Origin of the sequence: Anseongella ginsenosidimutans (assembly GCF_008033235.1) — a bacterium.
GTDB classification, from domain to species: Bacteria; Bacteroidota; Bacteroidia; order Sphingobacteriales; family Sphingobacteriaceae; genus Anseongella; species Anseongella ginsenosidimutans.
The window spans coordinates 504,734-524,687 of record NZ_CP042432.1 but is presented as its reverse complement, the minus strand read 5'-3'; the positions used below and the strand labels follow the sequence as shown (position 1 = coordinate 524,687).

Sequence of the window (19,954 nt, the reverse complement as noted above, 5' to 3'; positions counted from 1 at the left end):
AATGAGTGCAGTAACCAATGCAGAAGAATTGAAAACCGGCAGCTCCTGGGGAGGAGGCAAGTCTCCTTTTTCCATTGAATACGGTAAGCTGATGATGTGGTTTTTCCTCCTGTCAGATGCTTTTACCTTTTCGGCGCTGTTATCTGCTTACGGAGCTATCCGCTTTAGCAACAGCGATAACTGGCCTGATCCGGACGTGGTGTTTCAGTCCGCGCCGTTCATTCCCAGCGGCGCACCGCTGGTTTTCGTCGGGATCATGACTTTTATCCTGATCATGAGCAGCGTTACTATGGTACTGGCTGTGGAAGCCGGCCATCGCGGATCAAAAAAAGAAGTGACCAAGTGGATGGTCTGGACCATTCTGGGGGGGATCGCGTTCCTTTCCTGCCAGGCCTATGAATGGGCTCATCTTCATCATGAAGGCTACTGGTGGGGGCGTATTCCTACCGAACACAATGTGAATTTCAGCAATCTCTTTTTCACCATTACCGGCTTTCACGGTTTTCACGTTACCACCGGGGTGATCATTAATATCATTATTCTTATTAATGTACTAAAAGGTACCTATGAACGCCGGGGGCATTACCTGATGGTGGAAAAGGTAGGACTCTACTGGCACTTTGTAGATCTTGTATGGGTATTTGTATTCACGTTCTTTTACCTGGTATAATAAAATAATTCTGAACAGATATGACGGCAGCTGAACATTCACAGTCGCACGATGCGGAACATGCAAGCATGACAAGGGGAGACATCTGGAAGGTGTTCTTTATCCTGCTGGGCCTTACGGTAATTGAGTTCGTCATTGCCCTGGCCATTCCTGAAAGCTTTATGCCGCATTCGATCAAAAACATCCTTTATATTGTTTTGACCCTGGCCAAGGCCTTTTATATCGTGGCCTATTTCATGCACCTCAAGTTCGAAAAGCTATTTCTTATCTACCTTATCGTAGTACCGCTGATACTTATATTGGGTATCATCGGCGCCCTGCTGCATGAAGGCGATTATTGGCTGCTAATCCGCTGATATGAATGGGCCTTTCAAAGCGTCTTAAAAAAACCGTTCTGGCGCTGTTTGTGCTGGTGATCCCAGGAATATGCTACATGCTGCTGCGAACCGGTACCAATTATTATCATAGTTTACCGGTTTACGGGCCTGAAGGAGCAATCGAACTCTCCGACAGCCTTCCCGATTCGGCCTGGTTTAAGTTTAATCTTTCCCGTTTTATTTCTCCAGGCGGTGAAGTCCCGGCACTTGACAGTAAGATGTATGTGGCTGGTTTTCTCCGGGGGCCGGTCAGCGCCGAGGCAGAAACGCTGGCGGTGAATATGGTACGCCTGGCGAAAACCTATTATGACCTAAAGCGGCTGAAGTTCGTTGCTTTTATTGCTACTGACAGCACGGAAACCATTACACCTTCTGAAGAACTGTTGCTAAGTTATGCAGGTGAGGGAGAAAAGTGGCTGAGGCTGCGTATGCCGGAGGCTGCTATCGGAAAAGTTATGAGGGAAGGCCTTTTGTTTGCGCCGAACAGCAGCAGCGGTACAGGTTTGCCCATGAGCGATACCCTGGTATTAATAGACAGCCGGAAGCGCATCCGGGGATACTATGACGGCACTTCCTATTTTGCTACAGATACACTGGAAGACGAGATTTCTGTATTGTGGAAAGAAGAAATGAACCGGGATGATAACGAATGATAAATTAGTTTTCAGAATTGTACTGGCTGTTTCCCTGCTGGTGCTGGCAACCGTAGTGGTGTTGAACCGGCGGCTCCTGCCCGTTCCGGAGACCTTCCCGTCCTTTATTTACCTGCTCCCCGGCCTGAACGCTTTTATCAACGGCACATGCTGCCTGTTGCTGCTGGTATCGCTTTATTTTATCAAGCGGAAGAACATTCTTATGCACAAGCGGATCAACCTGACCGCTTTCGTGCTTTCCGCGCTATTCCTGATTTCTTATGTGACCTTTCACTTTTATGTGCCGGAAACAAAGTACCCTGCGGACAATCCCTTCCGGCCGGCGTACCTGGTCATTCTCATCTCTCATATTATCCTGGCGGCGCTGGTACTGCCCCTGGTGCTGCTTTCTTTTTATCACGGCTTAATGGGTAATATCAGTAAGCACCGTAAATTAGTAAGGTGGAGTTACCCGATATGGTTGTACGTGACCATGAGCGGAGTGGCGGTTTACCTGCTGATCTCGCCATATTACAGTTTTTGAAAACAGTTCGTTAAGGAAAATGTTATCAAAGGAAATGAAGAAGTTCTTATTATTGGCCTGCCTCATCGTGTTGTTCTCCGGCGTTAACTTCACGGCGGATGCACAGTGCGCTATGTGCGGTTCTACGGTGAACAGCGCTTCCAACGAGGGAAGTAAGGAAGCCAGCGGGCTTAATACCGGCATACTTTATATGCTGGCCATTCCTTACCTCGCGGTGATGGGAATAGGCTATCTGTGGTATAAAAAGTACCGGAAGAAGAACATCATCATGGAGGTGGAAGATAAAAACATCAGCTTGAACTAATTACCTGCATCATGGTGTCAAAAACCGAAGCAATTTTAATGTGCCGGTGCCCCCGCTGCAGGCAGGGGAAAATGTTCGCTCATCCTGCCTTTCACCGGAAGTTCAGCGTGATGAACAAGCGCTGCCCGGAATGTAATCTTCAATTCGAGATAGAACCCGGCTTTTTCTGGGGCGCCATGTATTTCAGCTATGCCCTGAATGTTGCCGAGATGGTTGGCGTGGCCATTCTTACCAGCTTCATCCTCAATGATCCGGGACCCTGGACGTATGTCGGGATACTGGTGGCGGCAATATTTCTCCTGATGCCCATAAATTTCAGGTATGCCCGCGTACTCATGCTTTACTGGATCTCTCCAATAAAATTTGACCGCTCTTATGCCGACAGAACCTACCATGCTGCAAAATAGTACACTGGACTTTCTCGGGAACCTCGCACGAAACAATAACAGGGAATGGTTCAACACGAATAAAACGGCTTACCTGGCGGCCAAAGAAGATGTCGAAGCGTTTACCGCTGCACTCATCCGGGAAGCTTCCCGTTTCGACCCCTTGCTGGCGGACCTGCTTCCCAAAAATTGCCTCTTCCGCATTTACAGGGACACCCGTTTCAGCAAGGACAAAACCCCTTACAAAACCCATATGGGCTTATGGCTATGCCCTTCCGGCAGGAACAGCAATGGGCCCGGCTATTACCTGCACATAACGCCCGGGGCCTCCTTTCTCGCCGGGGGCTACTGGATGCCGCCCGCGGATGACCTCAAAGCTATCCGGCAGGAGATCGATTATAACAGCACAGCCCTCAAACAACTACTGGAAGCAAACTCGTTCCGTAAATACTTCGGCGGGCTGGACGAAGAACACGCCTTGAAAACAGCCCCGCAAGGTTACCCCAAAGATCATCCCGAGATCGCCCTTCTTAAACTGAAAAGTTTCACTGTAAGCCATCCTTTCAAGGATATGGTGCTTACCACTCCCAAGGCTGCCCGCACGGTTGCCGCAGGCTGGGCCGCCCTTGCGCCCCTGAACCAGTTCCTGCGCTCAGCTACTGATGTTGCTTCGCAACAGTTTTAGGTTGCTTCGCAACCGTTTAATGTTTCATTGTTGCTTCGCAACAGTTTAAAGTTCCAATGTTGCTTCGCAACAGTTTAAAGTTTAAAGTTTTTAGTTTCAAAGTTGCTTCGCAACAGTTTTTCGCAACAGTTTGAGGTTCCAGGGTTGCTTCGCAACCGTTTAAGTTTAATGTTTCAAAGTTGCTTCGCAACAGTTTTTCGCAACAGTTTGAGGTTCCAGGGTTGCTTGCAACCGTTTAAGTTTAACGTTTCAAAGTTGCTTCGCAACCATTTACAGTTTAAAGTTCCAATGTTGTTTTGCAACAGTTTAAAGTTTAAAGTTTTAAAGTTCAGATTTTAGGGGTGCCTTGCGTTCGTTTAAAGTTGCTCCGCAGCCGATTGGTTTGAATTCGAGTGACGTAGGCCCGTGGAAGGATCATGTATCAATTGTTGCTGCCCGGCGCGATAGGTAGAATTCAAGCCCAAAGCCAAGCTTTCCGTCTATTCAGAGCGTTAACTTTGCCCCTCAAGCTAAAAGCTTTTAAATCAAAAACGTTGAACCTTGAACTTTAAACTATAGGCCTTGAACGCTAAACGTTGAACCTTGAACTTTAAACCTTGAACTAAAAACAAGAAACTAAAAACCTCGACCAGACGGACCTCGAACCCTGAACCGAACTCTGAGCCCTAAACTTAAAAACTTTGAACTTTAAACTATAGGCCTTGAACGCTAAACGTTGAACTTTGAACTTTAAACTAAAAACTTGAAACTACAAACTTTGAACTTTAAACCTTGAACTAAAAATTTAAAAAGGTGATTCAAAGCTATCGAACTGCGGCAAAAGCTGGTCTTTTTCCGAAACAATAGGATTATCGGTACCCCAGTCAATGGCCAGGTGTTTGTCGGCCCAGAAAATGCCGCCCTCGGATTCCTTATGGTAATACTGTGAACATTTATAGACGAAGACCGTGTTGTTCTCTATGACCAGGAAGCCGTGGGCGAATCCTTCCGGGATCAGGAGTTGGAGATTGTTTTCATCGCTAAGGACAATGCTGAAATGTTTGCCGTAGGTAGGGGAGGTTTTCCGGATATCCACCACTACGTCCAGAACGGCGCCCCGGGCAACGCGTACCAGTTTTGCCTGGGCGTAGGGGGGCGCCTGGAAATGAAGCCCGCGCAGGGTGTTCTGTTGGGACAGGGATTGGTTGTCCTGCACAAAATCAAAGGCCAGGTTGTTTTCTTTCAGTACTTTTTTGTTGAAACTTTCAAGGAAATAGCCGCGTGAATCATGAAAAACGCGTGGTTCAAAGATCAGCACACCTTCAAGGGGCGTTGGAGTAATTTGCATGCGATAGCTTGATTTAGTATTCTTCGACGACTTCCATTAATGATTCGAAACTGACGAACTTGTCCGGGAACTGAGCGGTGTGCATCTGGCGGAATTTTTCGCCATATTCTTTTTGGTAAGCTTTATAATCCTGCAGGGAGCCGCATAAATGCTGGATGCTGTACGTAACTCCTTCGTTGGGGGAATCGATTAAGCGGCAAAGCTTGCAGGCGCTGAAAGCCCCCGTTTTCATCAGCTCGGGAAGGTAGTGGTTCTGCATCCAGTTCTGCCATTCCGGCTGGATACCGGTTTCTACGTTAACCGTAATATTATATAGGATCATGGTTTTTTTTGCAAAAATAGGCGAATCGGCTTTAAAAGCGGACAGGTTCATTGATAAATTCTTCCCCGGATGCCGGGGGCAGGTCTCCCCGGAGGGTGCGAAAACGCTTCCGGGCTTCGGTAATGTATAAACTTCCGGAGTGCTGCAGCAGTAATTTTTCATAGTATTCCATCGCCTTTTTGGGATCTTTCAGCTGTTGTTCGTAAAGAGTTCCCAGTTTGAAGAGCGCATCGTCTGCCCATATACCGAATTCGTGATCTTCAATCACCCGGGTAAACGTGCCGGCAGCCTCCTCGACCTGTCCCTGCTGAATAAAAATAGCGGCCCTTGCCATGAGTATATCATCATGCAGGGCATGGCCCGGAAAACGTGTGTTGATGCTGTCCAGTGTCGAAAGGGCTTCCCCGGGAAGGTGCCTGAATGCAAGCAGTTCTGCACGGGCATACATGCGCAGGGCTCCGTAGCTGCTGTCGGGGCCTGGGTTCTCGCTGATCAGCAGGCTCAGGTTAAGGGCGTCGTTGGCCATCAGTTGTGAGGTCGCTGCTTTTAATACGTTCAGCTGTCCCCTTGCCCACTCAAATTCGCCGATATAATAAGAAAGGCGCGCATTGCGGAATCGTGCTTCCTGGCCCAGCGGGCTGTCCCTGAACTCCTTTTCTACTTGTCCGTAAATTAAAGTGGCTTCCCACACGTCGTCTGCCAGGATATAAAGATCGCCCAGCTCCAGCTTGCATTCCGCCCGGAAAGAGGCGTCTTCGGCTACCGTAACGGTTTCTTCCAGGAGTGAAACGGCCTCGTCCAGTTTACCCAGGTACCGGCCTTTCAGGAGTGCCAGCTGCTTCATGACGGGAGCTGTGCCCTTGTTTTTACCGAGGTCCTGCAGCAAGGCTTCATATCCTTTTTCCAGGGCCTCCAGGTCTGCCGGCTTATACTTGCCTGATAGCAGGTGCTTTCTTTTGGCGTCCAGGAAATGGATGCGCGCGGCAGGATACCAGGGGCTTGCCTCTCCCTTATCCATGAGGTAAGTGTATGCCCTGGCCGCCGTTCCAAACGCTTCATTGGCCGAACATATGCCCGCTATTTGCAGCAGGTGCTGCCCCTGCTCTTCTTTTTTGTCCATCGCGATCGCCAGGTCGAGCGCCTTTTCAAATTCTTTTTGCTGCAGAAGCCGCCAGATGAGCAGGCGGGAATATACGGGATTGCCATCGTTTCGCTTCATTCGTTTTTCCAGCATTTCCTGCAGTAGTATAAACTCCTTTTCGTCCTGCAGGTAAAACTGCAGCTGGCCCTTTATGTTCTCCAGGTATTCCGGGCGTCTTTCAACAAGTGTAAGCAGCTCATGGATCATGCTGGAAGGCTGCTTATCCAGGTAATACAGCCGCGCCAGTTCGAAGCTGAAGGAGGTAGGGTCCCCTGAACCCTCCCGCGCTTTCAAAAGGGCTTTAACGGCCAGTTCATTTTCACCGTAATTGTAAAGGGAATAGGCGATCCCTGAAACCAGATGGCTTTCGGCCGGAAGATTTTTCAGGACCGCCTCAAAATGCGTTCCCGCTTTTTCAGGATTCCCGCTTTTGTTGTAAAGATTGCCCAGGTCCAGCTGGTATCGGTAATCGCCCGGAGCGGCGGCGGACTGCTCAAGGATTACCTGTTCAGCGGCTTCAAATTCCTTCAGGTAAATAAGCGTGTTGACAAGCCTTCCATAATACTGTTCCGAATTATCTCCGGCATAGAGCTGCCGGTATAGTTCCGCCGCTTTTGCATAGTCCCCTTCGCGGAAAAACTGGTCGGCGAGCGCTTCGTCCCGGCTGGACTGAGCCCCTGCCGCAAGGTGCAGGAGTATAAAACAGCAGATAGCAAAGGTCCTTTTCACAGGTTAAAATTACAAAAAATCCGCTGGCCATTCTAATGGACAATAAATCAATTACTTAAAAGCCGAAACAGGGGTAAAAATATTGTTACAGCTTAAACCGCAGGGGTGTTTTTCGGTATTTTACTATACATTGGAATTTGTTTTGTATGGGTACAGCAGCCTGCTTGCCGTAGGCAGGTGAGGATGAGATGCAGAATGGATATGGAAGGAACAAAATGAAGAGAATCAGGAGAAAATCAATATTACTTTTGCTGGTTGCTGTAACATCAGCCTGCACAAATGAATATAAGAGGGAGAAGGTAGCGCTGGAGGACTTTTTCAGGAACCCGGAGAAAACAGAATTTTCCGTATCGCCCGGTGGGGAATTTATTTCCTATTTACAGCCCTATAATAACCGGCTGAACATTTATGTGCGGGAACTCGGCAGCAACGAGGTGACCCAGGTAACGACTTATGAGCAGGATAACATCAAGTATTATTGGTGGGCGAACGACGAGCAGCTGCTGTATATAAAAGACAGCAACGGGAACGAAGATTACCATTTGTATTCTGTGAACCGGGACGGAACCGGCAATCGTGACCTGACCCCGTTCAAAGGAACACAAGTGATGGTACATGATACGCCGGCGGACAGCATCATTATTGTAGGTCTGAACAAGCGCGATCCCAAAGTTTTTGATATCTACCGGTTGAATATCAATTCCGGGGAAATGGAAGTCATCCTGGAAAATCCGGGGAATGTCATCTGGTGGATGCCCGATCACCGGAATAAGGTGCGGCTGGTAAAAAGTTCCGACGGCGTGAACGAGACCCTGTTATACCGGCCTACTGAAGACAGCCCCTTTAAGGAAGTACTGACCACGAACGTGTTTGAAAGTATTGAACCGGTTTATTTTTCGGCAGAGGATCCCAATCTGGTAATTGCCATTTCCAACGTTGGCCGCGATAAGGAAGCAGTAGTGGAACTGGACCTGACTTCAGGGAAGGAAGACAAGATCATTTTTCAGCATGATGAAGTGGATGTAAGGAGTATCCGGTACTCGAAAAAGCAGGAGAAGCCGCTTTTTGTAAATTACATTACCTGGAAGGAGGAAACGCATTTCCTGGACGAAAACATAAAGAGCATCTATGAAAAAATTGCGGACCGTCTGCCGGAACTCGAAATAGATATCGTTAACTGGAACAGGAATGAAGACAAGTTTATTGTCAGGACCTATAGTGACCGCTCTCCCGGGAGTTATTACCTGTATGAAGCAGCAGGGGACGACCTCAGGAAATTAAGCGAAGTGTCGCCCTGGATTGACCCGCGGGATATGGCGGAAATGAAACCAGTAAGCTATAAAACCGGAGACGGGCTTACCATTCATGGTTACCTGACGCTCCCAAAAGGCAGCGAGGGAGTGAATTTGCCGGTGATCATCAATCCCCACGGGGGCCCCTGGACACGGAATACATGGGGATTTGATCCTGAAGTGCAGTTCCTGGCCAACCGCGGCTATGCAGTGCTGCAGATGAACTACCGGGGGTCAACCGGGTATGGAAAAGCCTTTATGAAAGCTTCCAACAAGGAATGGGGCAATAAAGTGCAGCAGGATATTACCGACGGAGTAGAATGGCTTATCGCCGAAGGGGTGGCCGATCCTGCGCGGATTGCCATATGCGGGTTCAGTTTCGGCGGGTATTGCGCCCTGAGCGGCGTGGTCCAGCATCCGGGCCTCTACCGCTGTGCCGTTTCTTATTCCGGCATGACAAATCTTTTTACCTTTCTGAAAGATATTCCGCCTTACCTGGAGCCTATCCAGCAAATGATATTTAACGCGGTCGGACATCCCGAGAAGGATGCCGATTACCTGAGGGCCGTTTCTCCCATTTTCCATACGGCGGAAATTAAAGTGCCGCTGCTTGTTGCTCAGGGTGAGAAAGACCCCAGGGTCAACGTTAACGAAACCACCCAGTTTGTTCAGAAACTTCGTGAGAATGGGCTGGAAGTGAACTATATTCTGAAAAAAGACGAGGGGCACCGGTTCCGTAAGGAAGAAAACCGCCTTCACTTTTATGCGGAACTGGAAGAGTTCCTGGCAAAAAATCTTCTTAATTAAAGCTATCTTCGTGGGTTTTGGAAAAGATTAACATCCATGATCTGTACAAAAGCAATAACCTGCTGTCGGCGGCCTTTGTCCTGCTGTTGACGCTTACCCTGTTTATTGCGCTTTTTTTGGGCTACAAGTTCATGCTGGAACTGATAGAAAGCCGGTTTTATGCCAATAAATCCGAAGTACTGGATGAGACTATTCAGCCGTATAATGAACTGGTGTACGATAAGATGCAGGAAATATCCTACTACCAGGGATTCCTTGACTCTACATCCGCCACCGAATTCGTAAACAATAACTTCTCGGATTATTCTTTTATAAACAGCATCTATTTTTTCGACCTGGAAATCGGAAATCATCCGATTGACGACGGTTTAAGGGTAGATGGCTTTTCCGCCGGGGTGAAGGATGTCTTTGAGTTCAAGAGGGAAGGGCAGAAGCGCTTCAGCATGCGCAAGGTATCCAAGAATACCGAGTTTTTCACGAAGCTGAACAACAGCATGGTCAATTCCATTTTAAAGCTGACCAGTTATATACAGGTTGCCGATACCAACGCGGCGCTTACGCCTGAAGAGCAGTTCAATATTTTTTACACAATCAACGATAACAGCGTAAGCTATCTGAATGCGCTCCGGAGGGATGATATTGCCGTTTACAAACAATTAATGTTCAATGAGAACCTTCCGGAAGTCCGCTATGACCAGGACCTGATGCTTTTCAACCTGGATCCGGGTGACCTGGCTATTAAAAACGGCGAGCCGGCCCTTTATGAACACGTACTTATCAAACCTGTCGTATTTGATTCGCTGGCGACCAGCAGGGATCATATGATCACTGATATTGCCCTCTCGGGCGCCTTCGCCGATTATAAACTTTATTTTATTTCATCCAACAAACACGTCACGGCCCAGGTGATCAATGTGTTCAGGCCCATTGCCGTGATGGTAAGCATCGTTTATGGCCTGCTCATCCTGATGTCTTACCTGTTATTCAGGAACCTGAAGATAAACCGGCGCATGTTCAAGCTGCAGTATGATTTTATCAATAACCTTACGCATGAGTTCAAGACGCCGGTAAGCGTGATCAAGATAGCCGGCAATAATATCAAAGTGTCGAAAGATCTGAGTGAAAGGGAATTGCAGCATTACGGAAAGATCCTGGATGAGGAGTCCGATAAGTTGAACGATCTCATGACCAAGTTGCTTTCTTTTACCCAGATCGAAAGTAAATCGATCAAGGTCCGGAAAGACAAGATCAATATGGAAGTATTCTGCCAGAACCTGGTTGACGAGTACCAGATCCGCTACCCGGGCTTTCATATTGATTACCACATTACCGGCCTGGAGCATATAGAAGGAGATAAGGTGCTTTTGGGAAGTGTGTTTGCCAACCTTATTGAAAATGCCTATAAATATTCGCCGCCGGACCGGAGGTACCTGTTCATTGATGTACGCAGGCTCCGGAAAAACCTGGTAGTGCGGTTTATAGACCAGGGCATCGGTATTGATAAGAAAGAACAGGACCATATATTCAAACGGTTTTACAAAGTGGAGAATGATTTTAACCGGCACGGCAGTGTTGGCATTGGACTTGCTTTTTGCAAGGAGGTAATTAATTATATGGAGGGAAGCATTAGTGTAAAGAGCGAACCGGGGAAAGGTTCTGAATTTATAATACTTTTACCATTGCATACAAAATCTTAAATTTAGCTTATGGAAAGAAATCAAATTAAAGTGGCTATAGTCGAAGATGATGAAAACCTCCGTTTTCTTGTTGCCAATCGATTGCAGAAGGAAGGTTATACCGTGCTGGAGGCGGACAATGGCAATGACGCTGAAACCTTGATCCTGGCCGAACAGCCCCACCTGGTGCTGCTTGACTGGATGCTGCCCGGTAAGCCGGGCTCGGAAGTGTGCAAGGCAGTCCGGGAGCGGGGATTTGATCACCTTATTATCATGATGACCGCCAAGGCGCAGGATGTGGATAAGATCGACGCCTATAATTTCGGCGTTTCCGATTATGTGACCAAACCCTTTAATATGGACGTGCTGGTCGCTTTGCTTGACAATAAGGTGAAATACATCCTGAACAATGAGAAATCAGAAGTCTATAAATTTGCCGGCATGGAGCATCAGCCGAATGTTCACTGCCTTATAAAGGATGGCCGGAAAATAGAGCTTACTATCCTTGAAAATCGCATATTGCTGCACTTTCTCAAAAATATTGACAGTGTTATTAACCGGGATGACCTGATGATGATGGTCTGGGGCTACAATTCCGATGTGAATACACGCACCCTGGACATGCACATCGTGCGCCTCCGGAAGAAGATTGAAGATAACCCGGAAGACCCGCAGCTGCTGGTCACTATCCGCGGCGTTGGATACCGTTTTAACTCTAAACCCCAGGAACAATAAGCCGCGTTGCGACCACGATCGCAGGCTGAAGCAGGAGGATACCGTCGAAAATAAACAAATAAAAGAAGTCCTTTCGCTGCTTTGAGCCGTATAAAATGAGCATGGCTGCCAGCAATGCACTAAAAAGCAAACTGTAAAAAGACGCCGGCTGGCCGGGCTGGTGAAAATAATACAATAAGGCAACGTAAACGGCAAGGAAAATAATCGCCAGGAGAGAGGCGCCCTTTGCGCCCAGCCTGGTAGCTAGTGTAATAAGTCCCGTGGAACGATCTGTTGCAATGTCCTTTATATCAAAGGGCAGGGTAATGGCAGCGATAAACAGAAATCTTTTCAGCCAAAGCATGACAAGCTTTCCCGTTTCAAGCTGGATCCCGGATTCGAAATAAGGGATCAGCACACAGGCGGAGGCCCAAACGCCCGCGATCAGGAATAATTTCAGCCCCGGGACCTGCCTTAATCCGCCCGTTTTAAACAGGGGAAAAGAGTAAAAAATTGCGAGCAATCCCGTTACGCCAAGTGCAAGCCAGGTGGCTGCCTTCAGGAAAAGGGCGCATGCCAGGATACCTCCGACAGCGATGAAACTCAGCGTCCGGATGAGCCGCCGGTGCCGGATGAGCCAGTCGATACGGTAATAGACCGATGTGCCGCCTTTAGGGATCTTATCCAGTACAGCCTGTGCATTATACACGAAGGCCGTGGCAAAATAAAGAAGCACCAGTACTTCCGGGTCAGGGCCCGCACCGAGCAGCATATAGGTAAGCCATCCCTGTCCAACCGCGCAAATCGCAATAAAGGTATTACTGAATACCAGGAAATCGAACCAGCGGGAAATCAGCTTTGACATAGCTTTCGGGCTTGCTGCCAAATATAATAAATTACGCAAGGGAAGGTTCAGGTTTTAACCTCGTTCCAGCTCGAAAACGGTGATTTCCGGGCGCATGCCTACGCGGCCGGGGTAACCGAGAAAGCCGTATCCCACGTTCACGTATAATTGCCGGCTATTTTCCTTATAAAGGCCGGCCCATTCAGGGTACACATACTGGGCGGGGCTCCACTGGAATTGTTTCATGCGTACGCCGAATTGCATGCCGTGGGTATGGCCGGAGAACATAGCGTCCATATCCAGGAATTCAGGCAATACCTGGGCCCGCCAATGACTGGGGTCATGGGAGAGCAGCAGTTTTACCGCGGCTTTTTCCGTGCCTTCCCGGGCCTGCTCCAGTTTCCCGTATTTGGGAAAGCGATCAATGGCGCCCCAGTTTTCCACGCCCACGATGGCGAGTTTTTCCCCGCCCTGCTCCAGGATACGGTGTTCGTTCATCAGCAGATCCCAGCCCATGTTGGCATGTACGCGTTTCAGGTCTTCGAAATTCTGTTTTTTCGCTGCTGCGCTTTTCCAGTCCCGGTAGTCGCCGTAATCATGGTTGCCGGTTACCGAGAAAACACCCAGGGGGCTTTCAGCTTTTCGAATACGCTTGTCCAGTTCTGCATCTCGGCCGTTTCATCGTTGACCAGATCGCCGGTAAAAAAAGCGACATCCGGTTTTTCCCGCAGAAGCAATTCAATTCCGGCGGCTACGGCGTTCCTGTGCTTCCCGGCCAGGCTGCCGGCATGAATATCGGAGAGCTGGGCGATGCGCAGGCCGTGAAATGCCTTTGGGAGATTAGGGAACTTCAAGGTTACCCGGCGTACCCGGTAATCATAAACGCTGTTGCTGACGATCCCATAACCAAGCGTGGTCAGCGGCACGGCGCCGATGAGCAGCCCGGCTTTTGAAAGGAATTCTGAACGCGATATTTTTCGTTCGGCCTCCTTGAGTTCTTCTTTAGCCGGCGGGTTGAATTTTTTCCGGATCCAGCGAATGAGCAGGACCAGTCCGCGACGCAGGTCATCAATGATCAAGGCGGGAAGTGCAAAGAATTTAAACAGGACCAGCAGGATGGCTGTCAGCATGAGCGCCTTGCGGACGGCGTTTTCCAGGGTCACAAAAACGACCAGGAACATGGCAATGATCACTACCGCCGAGAGAAACCAGAAGATGACGCCTGCAATCCGTCGGGTTTTTTCGCTGTATTTCCGAAAAGCTGCCTTTACCGCCTGGAAAAGGTACAGGTCGGCGGCAAACATGACCAGCGATATAACGATCAGTCTTAAATAAGAATCAGACATCGTGCAGGAAGTTTAAAGGTTGATGTTGTCCTCATTGAAATTGTCTTCATCGTCAATGGCCGTATTGAACAGGCTGTTGAACATATCTTTGAATTCGTAGCCGTTCTCCAGGTAATGCTTACTGAGCATGGAATGTTCTGCAAGCGCATGCAGTGCCAGCTCCATCAGCAGAAGCCTGGTTTTCTCGTCTGCCTTCGGCTGAAACTCTTTTACCAGTTCTTTCAGCCCGGGGACCAGCCGTAATTGCCGTGCATACTCCTTATCGCTCAGGTCCTGGGAAAGGGACAGCTTGTTTTCATGTCCGAACCAATCTACAATTTCAGCATAGGGATTCCGGCGTTTGTTCTTTCTGGATTTTTCAGGATCGGGAAGGTAGGCTGGAAGCAGCGACTTAATTGCTTTTCCAATCAGGATATGCGCTACTTTTGCCGGCCCTTCCTGTTCGCCTTCATAAACCAGTTCAATTTTCCCGGTAATGGCCAGCAACACGCCGAACAAGTCCGAAATACGGGCGGTGGTATTTTTTTCATTATTCAGCAGCAGGCGCCTTTCGGCTGCGCTCACCAGGTTTTCATAAGCGCTGATCGTTAAACGGGCGGAAACCCCGCTTTTTTTGTCAATATATTCGCTGTTTCGGGCTTCGAAGGCTATTTGTTCCACGAGGTCCTTCAGCAAATCATGTACCTGCACACTTTTCAGCTGCCCGTCCGTAAGCAAAGCCTCCTGCCCGGTGATCTTCCGGGAGATTTCTATCGTTTTCGGATAATGGGTAAGGATCTGGCTTTCAATGCGGTCTTTCAGAGGTGTTACGATGGAACCGCGATTAGTATAATCTTCCGGATTGGCTGTGAACATGAACTGCACATCCAGGGGCAGCCGCAGCTTGAACCCGCGGATCTGGATGTCCGATTCCTGCAGGATATTGAACAGCGCCACCTGGATGCGGGCCTGCAGGTCGGGTAATTCATTGATCACAAAAATACCCCGGTGCGACCGTGGTATCAGCCCAAAATGGATCACCCGCTCATCCGAATAGGGAAGTTTTAACGTGGCGGCTTTAATGGGATCCACATCTCCGATCAGGTCAGCCACGGTTACATCCGGCGTGGCCAGCTTTTCCGTGTAGCGCTCCTGCCGGTGCAGCCAGGCAACAGGCGTATCGTCGCCCATTTCCTGCAGGCGCGTGCGGGCAAACCAGCTGATCGGATGAAAGGGATCGTCATAGATCTCGGAACCTTCCACATAAGGAATATATTCATCCAGCAAGCCCGTCATCAGGCGCGCTATCCGTGTTTTTGCCTGGCCACGCAGGCCCAGCAATAAAATATTGTGCCTGGAAAGAATCGCCGTTTCTATATCAGGGATGACCGTGTTTTCAAAACCGATGATCCCTTCAAAGGTCCGTTGCCCGTTTCTAAGCGCATCAACAAGGTTTGACCGCAACTCGTCCTTAATGCTGCGCGTGCGGTATCCTGCCTTTTTTAATGCTCCGAAAGTTTTTATGTTCAGTAAATCCATATTTTAGTAGCGCGCTTGACTTATCGTACCGTTCGTCTCCGGTTACGTATGTAATCTTCAAAAATATACTCTCCCAGTCCGTTCAGCGTGCTGTAAAAAGCTTTCCCGCCGTTGGTCCGCGTAAATTCCCGTACAAATTGCTGCAGGTAAGGATCGCGCGCGATCATAAAAGTAGTAATGGGGACCCGCAGCTTTTTACATTCGGCGGCCATATTCAGTGTTTTAGTGATTACCTTGCGATCCAGCCCGAAGCTGTTTTTATAATAACGGTTCCCCTCTTTCAGGCAGGTGGGCTTTCCGTCGGTGATCATAAAGATCTGTTTGTTATTGGTTTTTCTTCTCCTGAGAATATCCGTGGCCAGCTGCAGGCCGGCATAGGTATTTGTATGATAAGGGCCTACCTGCAGATAGGGCAGGTCTTTTATTTGTATGGGCCAGGCATCGTTCCCGAATACCACGATATCAAGTGTGTCTTTCGGGTACCTTGTGGAGATGAGTTCAGAAAGCGCCATGGCCACTTTTTTTGCCGGGGTGATCCTGTCTTCCCCGTAAAGGATCATGGAATGGGAAATATCGATCATCAGCACCGTAGAGGTAATGGTCTTATAGTCCATTTCTTCCACTTCCAAATCGCGTTCGGTTAAGCGGAAATCGCCTATACCATGATTGATCTGTGCGTTATGGAGGGAGGTGGTCATATCAATCTGCTCCGCGCTGTCGCCAAACTGGTATTCGCGGCGTTCAGCATTCAGCTCATCGCCTTGCCCGGAAAATTTTGTGGTATGCTGGCCCTTCCCGGATTTTCTAAGCTTACCGAATATTTCTTCCAGCGCCGACCGGCGGATCACCTGTTCGGTTTTAGGCGTAATGCGGATCTCTCCCCCTTCGTTGTCTTCGGTCAGGTAACCCTGTTTTTTCAGGTCTTCGATAAAATTGCCCATGCCGTAGTCATCGGCTGTAATGCGATGCTGCTTATCCAGCTCATTCATCCAGGCCAGGGCTTCCGCTGCATCGCCTGAGGTATAGTTCAGCAATTCCGTGAAAAGCTTCAGCAAATCATCGAAATTGCCTTCCGGCAGTTCCCGCGGAGTATATTTTGAAAAAGCGTATCCCCTCATCCCTTTAAGAAACGTCAGAAACAGGCAAAAGTTTATCCCTTACCTGTTTATGTACTGTAACAAATCTGTAAAGCCTTCATGCGGGGATATAAATAACCAGGTTTAGCTTGAAGAAGACGGTTTATTACTCAAACCTGCTCCAAACCTCGTAGATCGGGTCTCCTTTTGAACTCTTTCCCTTGTGGTGCCAGTTATCGTTTTGTAAATCGCCTTCAAAACTAAGGCTCATACCTACCCGGCTGTTATCCCTGGAAAAGAATTCGATATTTTCCGTGTATTTGCCATTCTCGAACGTATAAGTGCCTCCCCCGGTTCCGGAAAATTCCCCGGTTTCCACATTAATGGCCGCCCACTGGAATCTTGTTCCGGTAAGAATTTTTAACGTCCGGCGGGCCCGCAGGGGGATGTCATGCATTTCGCCCTCGCTTTCGCGCTCGGTTATACGCCAGACGCCGGACAGATTGTCTTCGGCCTTGTCAACGCGTGTCCAGTTTTCGGAACTCCCGTCTTCATAAGTAACCGTCAGCTTGTCTCCGTCGAGTTTTGCGGGAATGGAAAAATTTGCTCCTACCTGGTCCGCGGCCTCGGAATTGAATTCCAGAGCGCCGGACATGGCGCTGCCATCGTAAGAGAAAGTCCCGCCCATGGTGCTGATGAATTCAGGAGCGTTCTCCTTATAGGTTGTAACGGTAAAATACCCGTCCACGAGAAGCGCAACCCGTTTTGGGTTTCCTTCAATCTCCCAGGCTCCTTCTATATCGCCGGGCGCGGGAGTCTTTCTTTCGGGCGTAAATGCAATTAGGGAAACCGTCATTAGCAGGCAGCCGCCAAGGATTGTCTTTTTTCTTTTCATAGCCGGGAATTTTTTAAATATTTGATACTGATTTGTTTTTAAAACGTTTGAAAGCCTGTGATTAAAAGTACTAAAAATCCTTAATTTATATATGCGGCGGGTAACAAAGTTTTTCCCTTTATTGATACCACTCAGAGCGATCGTGCTTATTTCGATGCAAAAATTTTTAGTTTTGCAATATGCCGCGGCTGGCCGGGCGACCCTTTATTATGCGCGAGCCGGAAAAAAGAAAGGCGGCTGAAAAATCATTTCCATATGGCTGATCAAATTAGTACGCCCCTGGCCGAACGAATGCGCCCTTCCAGCCTGGAGGCCTTTACAGGACAGCAGCACCTGGTGGGTAAAGGCGCCGTACTCCGCAAGGCCATAGAGAGCGGGAATATTCCTTCGATGGTCTTCTGGGGCCCTCCGGGAGTGGGCAAAACCACCCTTGCCTTCATTGTCTCCCGCCAGCTAAAGCGGCCGTTTTATGCATTGAGCGCCATTAATTCCGGCGTAAAGGATGTGCGGGAAGTAATTGAAAAAGCAAAAAGGGAGCAATTCTTCGGCACTAATAACCCGGTGCTGTTCATTGACGAAATTCATCGTTTCAGCAAGTCGCAGCAGGATTCTCTGCTTGGCGCCGTAGAGCGGGGTATTGTCACCCTGATTGGCGCTACTACCGAGAATCCTTCGTTCGAAGTGATCCCGGCCTTACTTTCCCGCTGTCAGGTCTATATTATGAAGCCGCTTGAAAAGGAAGACCTGCAGCATTTGCTGGAGGAAGCCATGCAACAGGATGAAGTGTTAAAAAAGAAAAGTATCCGGATCGAAGAATGGGAGGCGCTACTGCGCCTGTCGGGAGGGGATGCCCGCAAGCTGCTGAATACCTTTGAACTGGTAGTGAACGCCATTCCCTCCGGGGAGATTATTCTTACCAATGAGCTGGTCCTTGACCATGTGCAGCAAAACCTCGCTCTTTATGATAAAGCCGGGGAGCAGCATTACGATATTATTTCGGCCTTTATCAAATCCATTCGCGGAAGCGATCCCAATGCGGCCGTTTACTGGCTGGCGCGGATGATTGAAGGAGGGGAAGACCCGCTTTTCATTGCCAGGCGGCTGGTTATCCTGGCGGCGGAAGACATAGGCCTGGCCAATCCCACCGCGCTGGTAATGGCCAATAATTGTTTCCAGGCGGTAAACGTCATCGGCATGCCCGAAGGAAGAATTATTTTATCTCATGCCGCCGTTTACCTGGCCACTTCGCCTAAGAGTAATTCGGCCTATATGGCCATCGGGCAGGCAGTGGAACTGGTCAGGCAAAGCGGCAACCTGCCGGTGCCTCTGCACCTGCGGAACGCGCCCACCCGCCTGATGAAACAGCTGGATTACGGGAAAGATTACCGGTATTCGCACGGTTATGAGGGCAATTTTGCCGAGCAGGAATACCTGCCGGAGAAACTTGGCGGAACCACCTTGTATGAACCCGGCAGCAATGCCCGGGAAAAGGAACTGCGCAGCTGGCTGAATAAATTATGGAAAGGTAAGTACGGATATTAGACCGCTCTTATCAGGAACTCGGCAGTAGCGGGATTGGTGGCCAGGGGAACATTATGAACGTCGCACATACGCATAAGCATCGTAATGTCGGGCTCGTGCGGATGTTTACCCATTGGATCCCGGAAAAAGATGACCATATTGGTCTTTCCCTCAGCTACCCGGCAGGCGATCTGGGCGTCCCCGCCCCGAGGGCCGGAAAGGACTTTTTCAACGTTCAGCCCCGCGCGTTCCACAAAACCGCCCGTGGTCCCCGTAGCGATCAGGTGAATATTCTTTTCCTTTAGCAAGGCTATATGTTCCATCAGGAATTTAACCATTTCAGCCTTCTTGCCGTCGTGAGCGATCAATGCAATTTCCATATCGAAGGCCAATATCGGAAAATCCGCACATAAAAACAGGACCCCGCTTCAGGTAACGCGCAGAAGGAATGTTCCGTCGTACTCCGAAAGGGGACAAAAAATATCTTTTATTTACGCAGGGTCGTAGGGGTAAACCCGGGCCCGGTTGTCTCAGTGTTGTATATTTAGCGAAAATTTGCAAACCCTTAACGTGGAATATAGCGACACCGCTGTTGTCCAGCTGCTGCAGGACGGTAATGAGCGTGCTTTCGAGCAGGTGTTCAAGGCTTTTTTTAAGCCCCTGCACGCCTATGCCTTTACCATGCTGAAAGACGATCCGGCGGCGGAGGAAATGGTGCAGCGGGTATTTTTCAATATCTGGAATAAAAAAGAACGGCTGGTGATTGAAGGCTCCCTGAAAGCCTACTTATACCGGGCTGTTCGTAATGAAAGCTTGAATTATCTTAAGCACCTGAAGGTGAGAGCAGCTTACCAGGTACATTATACAGCCCGTGCGGAACGCAACGAATTTCCGGCAGACAGGCAGCTTGCCGCCGGGGAACTCCGCGCTCGTATCAGGGAAACGTTGGATGAATTGCCGCCGCAGTGCGGCGCCGTTTTCCGGTTAAGCCGGTTTGAACAGCTTAAATACAAGGAAATTGCGGCTGAGCTGGGAATATCGGTTAAAACAGTAGAAAACCAGATGGGTAAGGCCCTGAAACTGATGCGGGTAAAGCTTGCGGAGTTTTTACCCCTGCTTTTCCTGTTGCTGAACCTAATGAGATGAAG

General features: G+C 49.0%; 22 protein-coding genes. 12 read left to right on the top strand and 10 right to left on the bottom strand.

Annotated features, from left to right (window positions below; genetic code table 11):
• Position 1: 1 nt before the first annotated feature.
• The 7 genes from FRZ59_RS02265 to FRZ59_RS02235 are packed head-to-tail and all read left to right on the top strand — an operon-like array spanning position 2 to position 3,598.
• Positions 2 to 670: a cytochrome c oxidase subunit 3 gene (locus FRZ59_RS02265; protein ID WP_192901590.1), complete on the top strand. Its 669-nt coding sequence runs from the start codon at positions 2 to 4 to the stop codon at positions 668 to 670.
• 20 nt (positions 671 to 690) lie between these two features.
• Positions 691 to 1,026: a cytochrome C oxidase subunit IV family protein gene (locus tag FRZ59_RS02260; protein WP_132127490.1), complete on the top strand. Its 336-nt coding sequence runs from the start codon at positions 691 to 693 to the stop codon at positions 1,024 to 1,026.
• Positions 1,027 to 1,031: 5 nt separating this feature from the next.
• Positions 1,032 to 1,700, top strand: coding sequence for a hypothetical protein (locus tag FRZ59_RS02255; RefSeq protein WP_132127491.1), 669 nt, complete (start codon positions 1,032 to 1,034; stop codon positions 1,698 to 1,700).
• The gene (locus FRZ59_RS02250; RefSeq protein ID WP_132127492.1) at positions 1,687 to 2,223 is read left to right on the top strand and encodes a DUF420 domain-containing protein; all 537 of its coding nucleotides are present in this window, start codon (positions 1,687 to 1,689) and stop codon (positions 2,221 to 2,223) included. Before FRZ59_RS02255 ends, FRZ59_RS02250 begins: the two co-directional genes overlap by 14 nt.
• A gap of 34 nt (positions 2,224 to 2,257) precedes the next feature.
• Positions 2,258 to 2,527 carry a hypothetical protein gene (locus tag FRZ59_RS02245; RefSeq protein WP_132127493.1) on the top strand — a complete coding sequence of 90 codons (270 nt, stop codon included), beginning with the start codon at positions 2,258 to 2,260 and terminating at the stop codon, positions 2,525 to 2,527.
• 11 nt (positions 2,528 to 2,538) lie between these two features.
• Positions 2,539 to 2,934 carry a DUF983 domain-containing protein gene (locus FRZ59_RS02240; protein WP_225975148.1) on the top strand — a complete coding sequence of 132 codons (396 nt, stop codon included), beginning with the start codon at positions 2,539 to 2,541 and terminating at the stop codon, positions 2,932 to 2,934.
• Positions 2,903 to 3,598 carry a DUF2461 domain-containing protein gene (locus FRZ59_RS02235; RefSeq protein ID WP_225975147.1) on the top strand — a complete coding sequence of 232 codons (696 nt, stop codon included), beginning with the start codon at positions 2,903 to 2,905 and terminating at the stop codon, positions 3,596 to 3,598. The genes FRZ59_RS02240 and FRZ59_RS02235 overlap by 32 nt, the downstream gene beginning before the upstream one ends.
• A 784-nt stretch (positions 3,599 to 4,382) precedes the next feature.
• Here FRZ59_RS02235 and rfbC read toward each other — a convergent pair.
• Genes rfbC through FRZ59_RS02220 form a run of 3 tightly spaced genes read right to left on the bottom strand, consistent with a single transcriptional unit; the run spans position 4,383 to position 7,117 of the window.
• Positions 4,383 to 4,925, bottom strand: coding sequence for a dTDP-4-dehydrorhamnose 3,5-epimerase (gene rfbC, locus FRZ59_RS02230; protein ID WP_132127495.1), 543 nt, complete (start codon positions 4,923 to 4,925; stop codon positions 4,383 to 4,385).
• 13 nt (positions 4,926 to 4,938) lie between these two features.
• Positions 4,939 to 5,247, bottom strand: a complete 309-nt coding sequence (locus tag FRZ59_RS02225; RefSeq protein ID WP_158640502.1) for a DUF4286 family protein — start codon at positions 5,245 to 5,247, stop codon at positions 4,939 to 4,941.
• 31 nt (positions 5,248 to 5,278) lie between these two features.
• Positions 5,279 to 7,117 (bottom strand): tetratricopeptide repeat protein, encoded by a 1,839-nt coding sequence (locus FRZ59_RS02220; protein ID WP_132127497.1) that lies wholly within the window; start codon positions 7,115 to 7,117, stop codon positions 5,279 to 5,281.
• Positions 7,118 to 7,365: 248 nt separating this feature from the next.
• Between FRZ59_RS02220 and FRZ59_RS02215 the strand changes: the two genes are divergently transcribed.
• From FRZ59_RS02215 to FRZ59_RS02205, 3 genes are read left to right on the top strand one after another with little or no spacing between them, the layout of a single operon-like run.
• Positions 7,366 to 9,216: a S9 family peptidase gene (locus FRZ59_RS02215; RefSeq protein WP_225975146.1), complete on the top strand. Its 1,851-nt coding sequence runs from the start codon at positions 7,366 to 7,368 to the stop codon at positions 9,214 to 9,216.
• Positions 9,217 to 9,233: 17 nt separating this feature from the next.
• Complete coding sequence (locus FRZ59_RS02210; RefSeq protein ID WP_132127499.1) at positions 9,234 to 10,913, top strand: sensor histidine kinase; 1,680 nt, start codon at positions 9,234 to 9,236, stop codon at positions 10,911 to 10,913.
• Between the two features lie 9 nt (positions 10,914 to 10,922).
• On the top strand, positions 10,923 to 11,627 hold the full coding sequence (locus tag FRZ59_RS02205; RefSeq protein WP_132127500.1) for a response regulator transcription factor: 705 nt from the start codon (positions 10,923 to 10,925) through the stop codon (positions 11,625 to 11,627).
• Here FRZ59_RS02205 and FRZ59_RS02200 read toward each other — a convergent pair.
• The 6 genes from FRZ59_RS02200 to FRZ59_RS02180 all read right to left on the bottom strand — a co-directional run bounded on the left by FRZ59_RS02200 (position 11,608) and on the right by FRZ59_RS02180 (position 17,285).
• Entirely contained in the window at positions 11,608 to 12,471 is an 864-nt protein-coding gene (locus tag FRZ59_RS02200; protein WP_132127501.1) for a UbiA family prenyltransferase, read from the bottom strand. The two genes, FRZ59_RS02205 and FRZ59_RS02200, sit on opposite strands and share 20 nt — an antisense overlap.
• A gap of 54 nt (positions 12,472 to 12,525) precedes the next feature.
• A complete protein-coding gene (locus FRZ59_RS19675; RefSeq protein ID WP_349290837.1) occupies positions 12,526 to 13,077 on the bottom strand; it encodes a metallophosphoesterase in 552 nt (183 codons plus the stop codon).
• On the bottom strand, positions 13,059 to 13,796 hold the full coding sequence (locus FRZ59_RS19670; protein WP_349290816.1) for a metallophosphoesterase: 738 nt from the start codon (positions 13,794 to 13,796) through the stop codon (positions 13,059 to 13,061). Before FRZ59_RS19670 ends, FRZ59_RS19675 begins: the two co-directional genes overlap by 19 nt.
• 12 nt (positions 13,797 to 13,808) lie before the next feature.
• Entirely contained in the window at positions 13,809 to 15,314 is a 1,506-nt protein-coding gene (locus FRZ59_RS02190) for a MoxR family ATPase (protein ID WP_132127503.1), read from the bottom strand.
• A 20-nt stretch (positions 15,315 to 15,334) separates the two neighbouring features.
• Positions 15,335 to 16,432, bottom strand: coding sequence for a vWA domain-containing protein (locus FRZ59_RS02185; protein ID WP_132127504.1), 1,098 nt, complete (start codon positions 16,430 to 16,432; stop codon positions 15,335 to 15,337).
• Between the two features lie 124 nt (positions 16,433 to 16,556).
• Positions 16,557 to 17,285, bottom strand: a complete 729-nt coding sequence (locus FRZ59_RS02180) for a DUF4488 domain-containing protein (protein WP_132127505.1) — start codon at positions 17,283 to 17,285, stop codon at positions 16,557 to 16,559.
• A gap of 255 nt (positions 17,286 to 17,540) precedes the next feature.
• On the opposite strand from FRZ59_RS02180, the gene FRZ59_RS02175 reads away from it, so the two are divergent.
• On the top strand, positions 17,541 to 18,827 hold the full coding sequence (locus tag FRZ59_RS02175; RefSeq protein WP_132127506.1) for a replication-associated recombination protein A: 1,287 nt from the start codon (positions 17,541 to 17,543) through the stop codon (positions 18,825 to 18,827).
• On the opposite strand, the gene FRZ59_RS02170 is transcribed toward FRZ59_RS02175, so the two are convergent.
• On the bottom strand, positions 18,824 to 19,186 hold the full coding sequence (locus FRZ59_RS02170) for a methylglyoxal synthase (protein WP_132127507.1): 363 nt from the start codon (positions 19,184 to 19,186) through the stop codon (positions 18,824 to 18,826). The genes FRZ59_RS02175 and FRZ59_RS02170 overlap by 4 nt on opposite strands.
• A 190-nt stretch (positions 19,187 to 19,376) precedes the next feature.
• On the opposite strand from FRZ59_RS02170, the gene FRZ59_RS02165 reads away from it, so the two are divergent.
• Complete coding sequence (locus FRZ59_RS02165; protein WP_207910186.1) at positions 19,377 to 19,952, top strand: RNA polymerase sigma-70 factor; 576 nt, start codon at positions 19,377 to 19,379, stop codon at positions 19,950 to 19,952.
• Positions 19,953 to 19,954 lie beyond the last annotated feature (2 nt).